Origin of the sequence: Sphingomonas pruni NBRC 15498 (assembly GCF_001598455.1) — a bacterium.
GTDB lineage: Bacteria > Pseudomonadota > Alphaproteobacteria > Sphingomonadales > Sphingomonadaceae > Sphingomonas > Sphingomonas pruni.
The window spans coordinates 1-15,098 of sequence record NZ_BCYZ01000094.1; the positions used below are offsets into that span (position 1 = coordinate 1).

Below are 15,098 nucleotides of genomic sequence, written 5' to 3' on the forward strand. Positions count from 1 at the left end.
TTGCAGGGAGGGGAGTCTTCTAAGCGAGCCCTATTTAAATCGGCATGACGATTGAGGCAGGCGTCCGATGCGGCGCTTTGTCAAATCCTCCCCCAGCTTGTCTGGGGGAGGGGGACCGCCCGCGTCAGCGGGGGGTGGAGGGGCAAATCCCGTCCTCGCCGCTGCGCGGCTGCGGCCCCTGCACCATTCGCTATGCGAATGGTCCCCCTCCCCGAGCTAGCTCGGGGAGGAATGAGAGGGGTGCGCCCTTACGCCGCCAGCTTGCGCAGCACGAACTGCAGGATGCCGCCGTTGAGGAAATATTCCAGCTCGTTCACGGTATCGATCCGGCAGCGCGTCATGAAGGTTTCCTTCGACCCATCGGCCCGCGTCAGCTCGACCTCGACATCCTGGCGCGGGCGGAGGCCGGCGACGTTGCGGATGGTGAAGGTCTCGTCGCCGGTCAGGCCCAGGGTCTGCCGCGTCACGCCGTCCGCGAATTGCAGCGGCAGCACGCCCATGCCGACCAGGTTCGAGCGGTGGATGCGCTCGAAGCTCTCGGTGATGACCGCGCGGACGCCGAGCAGGTTGGTGCCCTTCGCCGCCCAGTCGCGCGACGATCCGGTGCCATATTCCTTGCCGGCGACGATCACCATCGGCACGCCGTCGGCCTTGAACTTCATCGCCACGTCATAGATCGGCAGGACCTGCCCGTCGTAGCGCGACATGCCGCCCTCGACGCCGGGGACCATCTCGTTCTTGATGCGGATGTTGGCGAAGGTGCCGCGCACCATCACTTCGTCGTTGCCGCGGCGCGCGCCATAGCTGTTGAAGTCGCTGCGGCTGACCTGATGCTCCTGCAGGAAGCTGCCCGCCGGGCTGTCGGCCTTGATCGATCCGGCCGGCGAGATGTGGTCGGTGGTGATCGAATCGCCCAGGATGGCGAGCGGCCGCGCCTCGATGATGTCGGCGACCGGCGCCGGGGTCATGCCCATGCCCTCGAAGTACGGCGGGTTGTGGATATAGGTCGACCCGGCGCGCCAGGTGTAGGTGTCCGACCCGAGCACGTCGATCGCGCGCCACTTCTCGTCGCCTTCATAGACGGCGCCATAGCGGTGCTTGAACATGCCGGAATCGATGTTCGCCGCCATCAGGTCGGCGACCTCCTTGTTCGACGGCCAGATGTCCTTCAGGAACACGTCGTTGCCGTCGCTGCCCTTGCCGATCGGCGTCTCGACCATGTCCTCGGTCACCGTGCCCTTCAGCGCATAGGCGACGACCAGCGGCGGCGAGGCCAGGAAGTTGGCGCGCACGTCGGGGCTGACGCGGCCTTCGAAATTGCGGTTGCCCGACAGGACCGAGGCGGCGACCAGGTCGTTCTCGTTGATCGCGGCGGAGATCGGCGCGGCCAGCGGCCCCGAATTGCCGATGCAGGTCGTGCAGCCATAGCCGACCAGGTTGAACCCGATCGCATCGAGATCGGCCTGCAGCCCCGCCTTGACCAGATAATCGGTCACCACCTGAGATCCGGGCGCCAGGCTGGTCTTGACCCAGGGCTTGGGCATCAGGCCCTTCGCGTGCGCCTTGCGGGCGACGAGGCCGGCGGCGACGAGCACCGACGGATTGGAGGTGTTGGTGCAGCTGGTGATCGCGGCGATGACGACGTCGCCGTCGCCGATATCGTGGTCCTTGCCCTCGACCGCGACGCGCGCCGGGCGTTCCTTCTTGTAGAGCTTGCTGAGGTCGCCGTTGAACACTTCGTCGACCTTGTTCAGGCTGACGCGGTCCTGCGGGCGCTTCGGCCCGGCCAGGCTGGCGACGACTTCGCTCATGTCGAGCTCGAGCGTGTCGGTGAAGATCGGATCGGCGGCGCCCGCGTCGCGCCAAATGCCCTGCGCCTTGGCATAGGCCTCGGTCAGCGCGATCGTCTCGGCCGGGCGGCCGGTCAGGCGCATGTAGTCGAGCGTCTTGTCGTCGATCGGGAAGAAGCCGCAGGTCGCGCCATATTCGGGCGCCATGTTGGCGATCGTCGCGCGATCGGCCAGCGTCATGCTGTCGAGGCCGGGGCCAAAGAATTCGACGAACCGCCCGACCACGCCCTTTTGCCGCAGCATCTGCGTCACGGTCAGCACCAGGTCGGTCGCGGTGATCCCTTCATTGAGCGCGCCGGTCAGCTTGAAGCCGACCACTTCGGGGATCAGCATCGACACCGGCTGCCCCAGCATCGCTGCTTCCGCCTCGATCCCGCCGACGCCCCAGCCGAGCACGCCCAGGCCATTGACCATCGTCGTGTGGCTGTCGGTGCCGACCAACGTGTCGGGATAGGCGATCGTCGCGCCCGCCGTGGCGCGCGCGCCGCTTTCCTTCGACGACCACACCGCCTGTGCGACATATTCCAAATTCACCTGGTGGCAGATGCCGGTGCCCGGCGGCACCACGGAGAAATTGTCGAGCGCCTTCGATCCCCATTTCAGGAATTCGTAGCGCTCGAAATTGCGCGCATATTCCAGGTCGACGTTATCGCCGAACGCCTTGGGCGTGCCGAACTCGTCGACCATGACCGAATGGTCGATGACCAGGTGGACGGGAACCTGCGGATTGATCTTGGCCGCGTCGCCGCCCAGCTTGGTGATCGCGTCGCGCATCGCCGCCAGGTCGACCACGCAGGGCACGCCGGTGAAATCCTGCATCAGCACGCGCGCCGGGCGGTATTGGATCTCGCGATCGGGAGCGACCGGGTTCTTCTGCCAATCGACGATCGCCTGGCAATCCTCCGGCGTGACGGTCACGCCGTCCTCGAAGCGCAGCAGATTTTCGAGCAGCACCTTCATCGAAAAGGGCAGGCGGGAAATGTCGCCGAGCTTGGCGCTCGCCTTGGCCAGGGAGAAATAATCGTAGCTCTTGCCGCCCGCTGAGAGCGTGTCGCGAGTGCCGAGTGTGTCCTGGCCGATGGCGGTCATTCAAAGGGTCCTTTCCCTGTGTGGCCGGTCGCGGGCGCGGCGGGGAGGCGGGCGCTGTAGCCTGAAAAGGCGAGCGTCCCGCGCGGGCGCGCCCGGTCGGGCGAATGCGAGAGTCGCGAGGGCCGATAGCAGGGGGGAGGGGGTGGGGGAAGGGTGGGCTAGCCTAAGAGGCCTTCAAGGCGCCGGCTAAGCTCTGCTACCCATTTGTCACTATACCGCCTTGCCACTGGAAACCCAAATAGATCGAGCGCGGAGAGAATTGTAACAATTGATAGAAATATCAATAAAGATATTTTTAAAGCTGGGTTCAGTATATCTGCGAAAAACTGAGTTACGAAAAGACTAATGGAAAACGCAACAACAATAGATATTTGGATAAATGCTATTACAGCCCGTGATATTTTTGCGGCTATGCCTGATAAAAGTTGTTCTCTGGCGGCTTTGGCGTGTTCCGTGGCTTCGCCTCTCAATGAGTCTATAGCTTGAGATACGGCTAGTTCTTTTTCCCTCTCGGCGTCGCTCGCGACGGCCCTTAATCGCTCTGCATTCTGCTCTTCTTCCTCTCGTCGCTCTTGCTCAAGCTTCTCCGCCCACGAACGTATAAAATCAGCAAGATTTATTTTCTTTAACGCTGCGGGTTCATTAAATGTCTCGTCTCGGGCAATATATCGTATGTTTTGGAGTATAATTGACGCGTTCGCTCGTTCCAACACCCTGCTCGGGTCCTCGGCTCTAAAGTCGGAAATGGCCTTCGCGAACTCGTCAGCCCATTCTTTATCTGGCTGTATAGCAGCGTAACATGCTGCCAGCAGTTCCTTGGTAACCCTTCGGGGCTCAAGTTTGCGAGATTCAGCGAGCCATGCGGCTGTCGTGATTTGGCCAGTTGTAAGCACGGGCGGTACTGACCCGTTGTCATAATCCCCCGTGTGATCCACCGCATATCGCCTCGCAGTTCTTTGAAGAAGACCATTTCGGGAAACGAATATATAATGAGCGTCGCCAACCTTGTGCGACGAGCGGCCACGCCGGAGACGGAGGACGATGGCTACGGCACCTGCGTCGTTCAGTGCATTATCAAAGCTGTAGCCGCGGTCATTTTTCCTTGCGCCCTCCTTTAGCAATTCGGAAAATTGGATTTCATCGATCTGGAACCGATCTTCCATTTTCCTCGTACTATAGTCGTAGTTGAACTCAAATATATTCAAGGTTGCTAGTATAGATTGGTGCGTATGCACCAAGGCCTTTATTCTTCCTGGCGTTATTTCCCCTGAAATGATAGCATCGGATGTTTCTCCAAATATCTCATAGCCCTTAGCGATTTGAGCTGACAATGTATCCAGTATGTTGGTTACTTCTCCATCAGTACTTGAAAGATAAAATGTTTTTGTACCAAGACTCTGGAGGGTATGATGCATTTCCAATGTTGCATCTTGGAGGAGTGCGCCAGAAGTTCCAAGCAATCTTAGTAGGACTGACGTGTCATACAATATCGTCAACTGGCCGTAATTTCTGTCTTGTCCAATTGATTGGATATTTCCGATAAAATCCTCGATAAGAGCTCCGCAGTAAACCTCTACGACCTTGTCAAAAAGGTCTTGGCGACTTACCTTGGCGTTTTGAATGAAGCGTGCGACTACGAATGCTTCGATGTCCCCGGTTTCTCCAACTTTAGTTCCTTTGACGTCCACGGGACGAACAGAAATACCATCATAGTCATCTTTGAAAAACCTGATTAGCGCATCTCCCCACGTCTCAGAAACCGTGGGATGTTCTATTTTATTTGATTTGGCGAAGGCCGCTATTGCCTCTTCGAGGTCCTCGAATGATCCTGGGAGATCAGTGGTAGAAACTTTCGCCGCAGCGCTTGATGTTACGAGATGCGCATGTAGCGGCGCATTCCATTCAAGAACTCCGTCTGCCTGAAGGCGAGGAAGAAGTTGTTCTAACGCGTAATATGGTATCTCCAGGCCGAATGTCTTCAGACCGGCGGCGAGATCCGGAACGAAGATGGGCTTGCTAGGGTCTTTGGTGGCGATTGCTACAACGAAGGGCGTGAGGCAGTCCAAGACGTCGCGGACTCCCTGCATATTGTTCAAACTTGCCGTCAGATAGGCATACGTCCTGAGCGTTTTTTCCGGACCTGCGGTCGAGCCCAGGCGGACTAAATCTTCAACGTTCATTGACCCCTCCAATGCCTGGACAGTGCTGGCTCGAAGAGGGCTGTCAACTTATAAAAGGTCAAGAATGGCGATATTGGGAATTGCGGTGACACTTTACTCAATACACCAATTCGCGAAGAGGGGCGCTCTGCTTCGTAGCTAAACGCTACGCCGCCGCCCCTGCGCGATCATCAACCCGCCAAGCACCACTGCCACCAGCAACAACGCCGGCACGTCGCCGAGCAGATGGCCGTACTGCATCGGATCGCCGGCCGCCTGCACTGCCATGATCAGCGCGTGCACCGCGCTCGACACCACGGCGAACCAGATCAGCGAGGTATTGGCGGCGGGATTGCGTGCGGCGAGGATCAGGAACACGCCGAGCGTCGCGTACACGCCGACGATCATCATGAAATAGTGCGACGCCATTGGCGGCCCGGCATGCCACGACCAGCCCGACGGCCAGACGATCGACAGCGGATAGAGCAGGCACGCCACGAGCCCGAACACGAACAATGCGACTTGCAACAGGCTATATTTGCCGATCATCGGACGATCCTCCCCGGCAGGCAGGCTGAACCCGTTCGGAAAGGCGCGCAAGGCCCTCGCGCCGTGCCTGCCTCTATGGAGCGACGCCCGCGCCGGGCCATTTCCGGTGTCCGCTTCGCCTCAATCGGTCGGCGGCCGGTTGGGGTCGAGCACGTAGCGTACGCGATCGATGCAGCCGGTCATTCCGCGCGATGCCGGCAAGGTCGCGCCTTGCAGCATCATCGTCGCCTGCTTGCCGAAATCCTCGCTCGGTTGGGATGCGAGAACCTTGACATTGCCCACCGCGCCCCAGGGCGCGACATCGTAGCGGACGATCGCCCACCCTTCGATCATCCGCCGCCGATAGTTATCCGGAAATTGCAGCGCGAGCGGGCGCGTCCAGTTTCGCGGTTCGGTGCAGGTGGCGTCGGCGGGCCGAAAAGCCTCCTCTTCCGGCGGTGTCGGCGCCGCCAGGGTGACCGCGTTGCGGTGATAGGGGTAGAGGCAACCGGTTCGCGGGCCGCCGGAGAATTTCCAGTCGCGCATCGCCTTGACCGACGCCTGTTCCAGCGCCGGGTTGCCGTTGCCGCTCACGACATGGACGTTTGCCGCTTTGCCCTGACTATCGATGTCATAGCCGACCAAGGTCCATCCCAGGACGCCCGGCGTTCCCGGGAGGCGGGCGAAATCGGGGAATGCCGAGAATAGAGGCGCGGGCATTGGCGGCTTCACGCAATCGCCCGCCGGCCTGATCCGGTCCCAGCCTTCTTTCGGCAGCGTGCCGCCGATCGGCGTGATGGTGAACGAGATCAGGTCGCCGACCGGCGCCTCGGCCAGCGGTACCGCCTTTGGCGAATAGGTGATCTGGCACGATTCCCTGGCACGGCCGGGAAACCGGCTGGCCGCGAGCGCCGGGCCGAGGTCGTCGCCAAACGGTATATAGTCCGAGCCGACGCGCGCGATCGACAACGGCCGGCCGGTGTCGTCGATCGTGAAGCGGAACGTCAGCGGCTTGAGGTTGTCCTGAGGCGACCAACCCAGGCTGTTCAGTGGCCGCCGCACCAGGGGCCCGATGGCAATCGGAACACCGCCGCATTGCGCGTCGCCCGGCGACCAGGTCACCAGCGCGCGGTTGGGGCTGGTCGGCGGTATCGGCGGCGGCAGGAATTTTTGTGCGGACGCCAGCGCCGCCGTCGAGCACATGCCGATTATCGATGCTGCTCGCAGGATCATGCCGTTGCTCCAAGGCGGTTTTTTCCGATCCTGACCGGCTGCGGGCAAAACGCAATATCTCAATGACACCGAACTGAACCCAAGTGCGGCGCGCCACCACCTGGCTTTCCTCCGGCCCGCAATCTTTGTCGATTTCGCGGCTGATGCCGGCGCCCGGATCACTTCACCGGATCGAGCGTCACCAGCACCACATCGTTGCTGCGCATCGCAATCCGCGTCGCCAGCCGGCCATCGGCGCCCACACGGACGACATTATCCTTTTCCGGAAGGTCGCGGGTCAGCGCGCGCAGCTTGGTGAGCTGCGCCGGGCTGAGCAAGTCCGGCATTCCCATATCGATATAGGCGGACAGCGGATCGTTGACGCGATAGCCGGTGCGGCGGACGGTCAGGCGATAGCTGCCCGCCTTCAGGTGCCGCAGGTCGAGCGCGATCGGCGCGCTGGGCGTGGCCGGGACCAGCCGCGTGTAGAACGGCTTGTTGCTCAGCTTCTGCTCGGGCTGGTGCCAGTCCCACATCACCATCGACACGTGCCGGGCTTCCACCGCCGCCATCGCATTGGCGTCGGCGAGCGGGACCGCCCGGCCGCGCAATGCGTGGAGATATTGATACGCGAACCAGGCGGGTTTGCGGATGCCTTCGCGGTTCATCAGCCCGAACCCGCCATGGAACGGCGTGGGCGGCGGGCCGGGTTCCTCGAACAGGTCGCTATAGGTCCAATAGCTCATGCCCTGGGCCAGGCCCTGCACCGCCTTCAGCTTGGTCAGGATGTAGGGCGCGCTGATATAGCTGTCATGGACGAAGTCGCGCGGCGTATAGCTCGTGCTCCATTCGCTGAAGAACAGCGGCAGGCCGGGGAAGCGCGATGCCTGGATCTGCGCACGCACCCGGCGGACGTCGCCGACGATCGCGTCGGGCGAGGGCGACAATTTGGTGTCGGCTTTGCCTTGCTCGTCGAGGAAGCCGCCGTCGACGCCATAGGTGTGGGTCGTGACGAAATCGACCGGGGTGCCGTTCCTGGCGGCATGGTCCAGGAATTCGGGCACCCAGGCGGCGCCCGCGGTCGACGGGCCGCCGACCCGCAACCCAGGGTCGATCGCCTTGATGGTGCGCGCAGTCAGGTCATAGAGCGCGAAATAGGCGGGCTTGTCGGCGCCTTCCCAGAAACCGTCGAGATTGGGTTCGTTCCACACTTCGAAATACCAGTGGCGGACTTCCTCGGCGCCGTAACGATCGCGCAGGTGATGGACGAACGCGTTGATCAGGTCGCGCCACGCCTCCGGCTTGGGATGCGACGTATTGCCTTTCCAATAGAAGATCGTCTGGTCCGACGTCCGCATCGCATTGGGCGTGAAACCGAGCTCGACGAACGGGCGGATATGCTTGGCGAGCAAGGCGTCATAGAGCCGGTCGATCCCCGACCAGTCATAACTGATCTTGCCGTTCGTCTCGCGCACCGTGCCCAGCACGTCGTGGAAGATCGCGTGGAAGCGGATGTAGCGAAAGCCGAGCTCGCGCGTCGCGGTCGCGAGTTGCGCCTGGCCGTCGTCGCGGATCAAGGTGCCGGGATAATCCGACCCGACCGAGAGATCGAAGAAGCGATCGACCGGCGCGCCGGCGCGTGACAGGTCGACCTCCACCCGGCGGGGGCGGTCCGGGCCGGCCCAGCCTGGCGACGTCGCGAACAGCATCGGCAGGATCGCCACCATGCCCAACACGCGCCTGACGATACGCATGATCCGCTCCCTGATTCTACCTGTTTATCCAACTATGGTAGCGCAACCATTTCTGGTTGCAATGACACGCGATCTTGCAGCTTCCACGCGCCGCCTTATCCTTGGCGGCCGACAGCGAGGAGCCGCGGGTGGACGAGACGATCGGGTTGAGCGCGCGTATCCTGGCCTGGCTCCGCGCCAGCGGCGGCCATGTCCTGGTGGAGGCGCTGGTCAATTTCATCCTGCCGTTCGTGATCTATTCCTATGCGGAAGGTTCGCTCGGCGACGTGCGGGCGTTGCTCCTGTCGTCGGCGCCGCCGATCGCCTGGAGCCTGATCGAGTTCGCGCGCCATCGCCGGGTCGATGCGCTGTCGGTGCTGGTGGTGGCCGGCATCGTGCTGTCGCTGCTGGCGATGATCGGCGGCGGCGGACCCAAATTCCTGCAGCTGCGTGAGAACCTCGTCACCGGGATCATCGCCCTGGTCTTTCTCGGGTCGGCGGCAATCGGCAAGCCGCTTGTCTACCAGCTCGCGCGGGCGAGCATGATGCGCAAATCGGCCGACGAGGCGCAGGAATTCGCGGCGCTCCAGGTCCATGCCGCCTTTCGCCGCACGATGACGGTGATGACCCTGGTCTGGGGCCTTGGCCTGCTCGCCAATGTCGCGGTATCGGTGGCCTTGGTCTTCGCGCTGACCATCCGCGAATATCTGATCGTCGGCCCGATCGTCGGCTACGCCACGATGGGCGCTCTGACCCTGTGGACCTTCCTCTACGCCCAGCGCGCGAGACGCCGCGGGGAAGAGCGCCGGGCGGCGGCCCAGGCTACCGGCGGCGCCGACGTCGCCGAGGCCTGAGGGCCCGACTCCCGCCTCATCGATCGGCGCAGGCGCGGCTTTCGTTGACCGCGGATGTATTACATATATAACACACCTCGACGACGTTGGATCGTAAGGGGGATTGCGGATGGCCACAGGGCGCGTCGAATTGGGCAATGCGCGGCTTCTTCGGCCCGGCGCGCTACGCTGGTTGCGCGCGATCGGGTGGATGGTGGTGCTGGCGGTGCTCGCCGTGCTGACCTTCAACGTCGTCGCCGACACCGTGCTGCGCGCCGCGGCCTGGGCGAGCGGCGGCCATTTCACCACCCGCGCCGCCGCGCCGGAGGGTGCGCGGCTGGCGGCGGTGATCGTGGCGTCGATCGCCATGCTCGCGGTCTACGCGTTGGCGGTGCGGCTGGGCGAGGGGCGACCGGCCGGCGAACTGGCGCTGGCGCCGCTGGTGCCCGAGACGCTGGGCGGGCTGGCGATCGGCGCGCTGATCATGGCCGCGATCGTCGGCGCGCTGGCGGCGGGCGGGATGGTGATAATCGAGTCCGTGTCGGTGACGCACATCGCCGCCTCGCTGAAGGAAACCATCCAGTCCGCGGTGATCGAGGAAACGCTGATCCGGCTGGTCATCTTCCGCCTGTTGTGGCGGGCGTTCGGGGTGTGGCCGGCGCTTGGCCTCGCCGCCTTGCTGTTCGGCGCGCTGCACTTGGGCAATCCCGATGCGACGTTGTTTTCCGCAATCTGCCTGATCGCGGGGGAGGGGATCGGTGCGGGCCTCTACATGCTGACCGGCCGACCCTGGCTGTCGATCGGCATGCACGCCGGCTGGAACTTCACCCAGGGTTGGATTTTCGGCAGCGCCGTGTCGGGCGTAGGCGCCTTCGCCGGCGGGCCGCTCGTCACCCGGCCGGTCGCGGGCGTCGCACCGTTCCTGAGCGGTGGCGGATTCGGTCCCGAGAGTTCGCTGTTCAGCCTGATCATCTCGCTCGCCGTGAGTGTCGCGATATTGTGGCTGGCATGGTCGAGGGGCGCGTTTCGCGCGCGTGCGGCGGCTTGCCCCCCGGCGGCCTGATCGGCATCAATGGTCGGATTTTGAGCTGGTCGTGTTCCTGCTGTCGCGGGAGCATCTGTAAGCGCAAAGGGGAGCGGGCGTGCGGCTATGGGTATCGGTGGCGGCGGGAGCCTTGATCGCTTTGTCGTCGCCCGCATTGGCGCAGATCGGACCCGCCGCCTCGACCCGATCGCCACAATCGTTACCGCCGTTGCCCGAACCTGAGGCTCCGCGGATACCCTCTTGCCGCCCCGTCGCCGACACGCCCTCCGTCCGCATCGATCCCGACGCCGCCGCGCGGCTCGCCGAGATCGGGCTCGACCGCGCGTCGATCTTCGCGCGGATGCATGAGACGTCGATCCCGGAGACCTCGGGCTGCTGGGCGACGCCGACCGGCAATTTCGACAGCCAGTTGATCTCGGTCGGGATGGCGCAGTGGAATTTCGGGACGGGCAGCCTGCAGCCGGTGCTCGCCGCGTGGCGCAAGCAGTTCCGGCATCGCCGCGACTTCAAGCGCACGCGCAAGGCGCTGGCACCGACTTACGGCAAGTTGCTGTTCTCGAAGGATTGCCGTGCGGTGCCGGTGGCGCAGAAATGCCGCGACGCGATCCTGGCGGCGGAGGATGCCAAGGGCACGCTGTCGCCCGCGCTCGCCGCCGAGCTGACCGCGCTGTTCGAGAATGACGCGATGCTCCAGGTGCAAGCCGACGCCTATATCGCCTTGCTCGATCAGGTGCGGCTCGACGTGCTGCGGATCTTCGCCGGCGAGCCGATCACGATGCGCAAGGTGCGCTGGGCGATCGATACGCGCGTGCAGCAGGGCGGCTTTCCCGCCGATGAGGATATTGCCCGGCTCCGCGCCAAGCTGGCGGCGATGCCCGCAGCCGAGCGCTGGCCGCGGCTGCGTGCGATCATCGACTGGTACGGCGCGCTGGCGCGGACGATCGACGCGGACGGCATCGGAAAGGATTGGCCGTGGAACGTCGCGGCGTGGAACTGCCTGATCGATGCCGGGCGGATCGATCCCGAGCAATATGAGCTGATGAGCCTGACCTTCCTGCGCAGCCGCACCGCCGTCGGGAATAGCGGGCGGTGGCAGGCGCTGGCGTTCGAGCGGCGGGCGAAGATCGTGCTCGGAGTGGGAAGCGTCAGCGGGGTTCGGGATGGGGCTTGTGGAGTGGGGGAGTGAGGACGCCTGAGTTTCTCGCACGAAGACGCTAAGGCGCTAAGATGTTGGTTCGCGCGGGGGCGCGGAGTACGTGGAGGCGGTTTACCCAGTCCTCACCCCCGCCAATTCCCGTCACCCCTGCGAAAGCGGGGGCATCTCCTGGACCTGCCTGAAATCGCACCGGCGCCGCATGGCGCGACCTTGGGAGCTGGGCCCCCGCTTTCGCGGGGATGACGATGCTGGGGCGCCGCGAGAGGTGCCTCACTCCATCGTCATCCCGGCCTTGTGCCGGGATCCAACGTGCCGCACGCGCATGCGATGAGCCTCAAGCTTCTCGCTGGCCTCCCGTTGGACCCCGGAACACGTCCGGGGTGACGGTCGGATAGCATCCCCATCCGTTTCTCCACACTCACCGCTTCGGCCGATACAGCACGCTCGCCACCCCGCGCGCCTCGACCGCCAGGAACAGTCCGGCTCCGGTCACCATGATCCGCCCATGATGGACTTGGTCGATCCTGGCGCTCAGCTGGAAATCGCCCTGGCGGCGTTCGGCCAGCGCGCCGCGCGCGGCGCTCAGGACATGGTCGTAATCCTTGGCGAAATTCTCGGTCAGCGCGGCCTGGATCGAGCCGATCGTCTCGGGATCGGTGAATAGCGCGACCAGCAGGTCGACCGCCTTGCTGTCGCTGCGCGTCTTGATCTGCAGGGCGTCGACCCGGATCACTTCGGAATCGGGTTCGTTGAACGGCAGACCGGTTAGCCAGACTTCGCCATGCCGTTCGCCCAGATAGCCGCTTTTCAGTTTCGCGCGGACCGGCACGCCGACCGCCAGCCGGCCATTGTCGGTCGAATAGATCGTGACGTCGCCGAACGTGACGTCGACCGCGCCGAGCTTGGGCAAGGTGATGCCGCGCGCGGCGCGCTTGGCCAGCGCGCGTTCGACCACTGGTTCCAGCTCGCCATAATCGGCCAGCACGGGGATGTTGAACCTGAGGCCGCGCTGCCCGATCCGGGGGGAGGCGGGCGGCAGCGGCGTGGGCGGCGGCGCGTCGGGCTTGATCCCGACAAAGGTCTCGGCATTCGCTTCCGCCGCGACCGTCAGCAACAGGTTGCGGCCCTGCACGCTATAGCCCTGCACGCCCAGACGCTGCGGTGTGACGCGCATCCATACCGGCGGCTTGTCGTGGTTGAGCTCGATCGTGCTGAAGGCGCCACGCCACGCCGCCGCCACCTGGTCGCGCATATGCACTTTCGCGAGCTGCTGTGGCAGGCTGCGTTCCAGGCCGGCGATCACGCCCGCCAGCTTCGCATCCGCCTTGCTGACGAACGTGATGCGCTTGCCCAGGATCGTGACGCCCGGCGGGTTGGTCCAGTCATAGGCGATGCGCACCGTCGCGGTCGGTTGCCAGGCGCGGGTCATCCCCAGTTTCGCCACGGCGCGGACGCTGGCGGCGCCGGTCGCGGTTTCGCGCTTGATAATCCCGCCGACGTCGCGCGCGCTGACCGTGGCGCGGACCGGCATGGTGATGGCGACGGCGTTGCCGCTGCCGCCCAGCGCGATGCGCCCGCGCGTCACCTGGCCGACGATGCGGCACGAAAGATCGGGCGTGACCTTCAGTTTCTTGATGCCGATGCGGCAGCTGCCGTCCTTGCGCTTGATCGCGCAGGCGGACAGGCGCTGCGCCGGCACGCATTTCTCCTCGCGCTGGTCGATCGACCACAGGGTCTGCGGCGTGGCGCGGTTGAGCTCGCTTTCCAGATCGGCGAGCCGCACGTCGACAGGTACGACCAGGGTCGAGGCGAGCTTCGGCATTACGGGCGCGGTATCGACCCGCGGCGGTCGCGGGTCGTTGTGGTCGCGGCCGCATGCCGCCAGCGCGATCATCAGCAACAGCAACCACTTGCCGCGCATAGCTCGTTCTCCCTGTCGGCTGCCCTAATCTCCCTCCCGCTAGCGGGAGAGGCTGGGGAAGGGCGTGTTTGCCTCCCGGTCCGCCTCCGAACTTGTGATCGACATGCCCTCCCCTAACCCCTCCCGCAAGCGGGAGGGGAATAGTTCGGCCTTCGCCGCGAGCAAAATCGCACCGTGCGATGCTTGCGGAACAATCGTGCCGCAGCGATACTTGTCGCGATCGGACAATAGGGAGAAACGGGATGCGCGGACTGGCGGCGATGATGGCGCTCGCACCGATGGTGCTGGCGGGATGCGCGACCGACGCGACGAGCACCGAAGCGCCGTCCGTGGCGGCGGGACGGATCGCGATCGCGACGCTGATGACCGCGGCGGGCAAGCAAGTCGGCAAGGTGACGGTGCGCGAAGTCGATGGCGGCCTCAGCGTCTCGGTCGACGCACAGGACCTGCCGCCCGGGATGCATGGCGCGCATCTGCACACGGTCGGCAAATGCGAAGCGCCCGATTTCGCCAGCGCGGGCGGACATTGGAACCCGACCGGCATGAAGCACGGATCGATGAACCCGCAGGGACCGCACGAAGGCGACATGCCCAACCTGATGATCGGCGCCGACGGCCGCGGCACGCTGACCACACGGCTGGCGGGCGGCAGCTTCGACGCGCTGATGGATGCCGACGGCGCCGCGATGGTGATCCACGCGGCCGCCGACGACCTCAAGACCGATCCATCGGGCAATAGCGGCGCGCGGTTGGCCTGTGGGGTGCTGGCAAAGGGGTAGGCTATCGCCCGAAATTAAGCCGTCATCGGGCAATTATAGCCGTCATCCCAGCGCAAGCTGGGATCTCGTGCCGCAAGCGCACGCCCAGACCGACAAGATCCCAGCTTGCGCTGGGATGACGTTGGGGGATGACGGTGGTATTCAATCCAGCGCCCAACGCGCGACCGGCTCGTAGCGCGCGCCTTCGCCGGTCAGGTGGCTCTCGTAGAGTGTTAGGTGGCTAAACGCGAACGGCTCGCTCGAAAACGCGGCGTGATCGGCCAGCCAGCGGTCGATCGCCGGCCCGATGCCGGCGCTGCGCGGAATGCGGGCGAGCGTGACGTGGGGCAGATAAGCACGTCCCTCGGGCGCCAAGCCCAGCCGGACCAGCGCCTGGTCGACCTTCTTGTGCAGGCGCGCCAGATCGTCCTGCGGCGCGACGCCCGCCCATAAGGCGTCGACGCGGCCTTTCTTGTCGAATGCACCGACGCCCTGGATCGCCACGCGCGGCGACGCGGCATGGACCTGGCCGAGCGCCAGCGCGACGTCCTCGGCCATCGGCCGGTCGACCTCGCCGATATAGCGGACGGTCAGATGAAGCTGTTCGTCCTCCTGCCAGCGCGCGTGCGGGACGCCGCCCATCGACTCGCTCAGGCGGCGGCGAATGTCGGGCGGCGGACGGAGCGCGACGAACAGGCGATGCATGATCAAGCTGCTTAGAATTGTTTCAGTAAAGCTGAAACAGTAGCGGCACCGCCCTCCGCAGCCATTCCAGCGATGCTACGCATCGCCAGAACCTTCGGCTTCTCCGCCC

Annotated in this window: 11 protein-coding genes; 4 read left to right on the forward strand and 7 right to left on the reverse strand. The window is 64.3% G+C overall.

What is annotated here, in order from left to right; genetic code table 11:
* Positions 1–248 precede the first annotated feature (248 nt).
* The 5 genes from acnA to SPR01S_RS19050 all read right to left on the reverse strand — a co-directional run bounded on the left by acnA (position 249) and on the right by SPR01S_RS19050 (position 8,547).
* The gene (gene acnA, locus SPR01S_RS19030) at positions 249–2,939 is read right to left on the reverse strand and encodes an aconitate hydratase AcnA (protein WP_066592624.1); all 2,691 of its coding nucleotides are present in this window, start codon (positions 2,937–2,939) and stop codon (positions 249–251) included.
* Positions 2,940–3,097: 158 nt separating this feature from the next.
* Positions 3,098–5,119 (reverse strand): hypothetical protein, encoded by a 2,022-nt coding sequence (locus SPR01S_RS21745; RefSeq protein ID WP_157082356.1) that lies wholly within the window; start codon positions 5,117–5,119, stop codon positions 3,098–3,100.
* Between the two features lie 138 nt (positions 5,120–5,257).
* The gene (locus SPR01S_RS19040; protein WP_066592628.1) at positions 5,258–5,647 is read right to left on the reverse strand and encodes a DUF6632 domain-containing protein; all 390 of its coding nucleotides are present in this window, start codon (positions 5,645–5,647) and stop codon (positions 5,258–5,260) included.
* Positions 5,648–5,767: 120 nt separating this feature from the next.
* On the reverse strand, positions 5,768–6,859 hold the full coding sequence (locus SPR01S_RS19045; RefSeq protein WP_066592630.1) for an energy transducer TonB: 1,092 nt from the start codon (positions 6,857–6,859) through the stop codon (positions 5,768–5,770).
* Positions 6,860–7,017: 158 nt separating this feature from the next.
* Positions 7,018–8,547, reverse strand: a complete 1,530-nt coding sequence (locus SPR01S_RS19050; protein ID WP_066592654.1) for a GH39 family glycosyl hydrolase — start codon at positions 8,545–8,547, stop codon at positions 7,018–7,020.
* Between the two features lie 173 nt (positions 8,548–8,720).
* Here SPR01S_RS19050 and SPR01S_RS19055 point away from each other — a divergent pair, with 173 nt between their 5' ends.
* From SPR01S_RS19055 to SPR01S_RS19065, 3 genes are all read left to right on the forward strand, one after another.
* On the forward strand, positions 8,721–9,425 hold the full coding sequence (locus tag SPR01S_RS19055) for a VC0807 family protein (protein ID WP_218016780.1): 705 nt from the start codon (positions 8,721–8,723) through the stop codon (positions 9,423–9,425).
* A 109-nt stretch (positions 9,426–9,534) separates the two neighbouring features.
* Positions 9,535–10,467 (forward strand): CPBP family intramembrane glutamic endopeptidase, encoded by a 933-nt coding sequence (locus SPR01S_RS19060; protein ID WP_066592633.1) that lies wholly within the window; start codon positions 9,535–9,537, stop codon positions 10,465–10,467.
* A gap of 79 nt (positions 10,468–10,546) precedes the next feature.
* Positions 10,547–11,635: a hypothetical protein gene (locus tag SPR01S_RS19065; RefSeq protein WP_157082357.1), complete on the forward strand. Its 1,089-nt coding sequence runs from the start codon at positions 10,547–10,549 to the stop codon at positions 11,633–11,635.
* 388 nt (positions 11,636–12,023) lie between these two features.
* Here SPR01S_RS19065 and SPR01S_RS19070 read toward each other — a convergent pair whose 3' ends face one another.
* Complete coding sequence (locus SPR01S_RS19070) at positions 12,024–13,526, reverse strand: DUF4403 family protein (protein ID WP_066592645.1); 1,503 nt, start codon at positions 13,524–13,526, stop codon at positions 12,024–12,026.
* 242 nt (positions 13,527–13,768) lie between these two features.
* Between SPR01S_RS19070 and SPR01S_RS19075 the strand changes: the two genes are divergently transcribed.
* Entirely contained in the window at positions 13,769–14,305 is a 537-nt protein-coding gene (locus tag SPR01S_RS19075) for a superoxide dismutase family protein (RefSeq protein WP_066592647.1), read from the forward strand.
* 141 nt (positions 14,306–14,446) lie between these two features.
* On the opposite strand, the gene thpR is transcribed toward SPR01S_RS19075, so the two are convergent.
* The gene (gene thpR, locus SPR01S_RS19080; protein WP_066592649.1) at positions 14,447–14,989 is read right to left on the reverse strand and encodes an RNA 2',3'-cyclic phosphodiesterase; all 543 of its coding nucleotides are present in this window, start codon (positions 14,987–14,989) and stop codon (positions 14,447–14,449) included.
* Positions 14,990–15,098 lie beyond the last annotated feature (109 nt).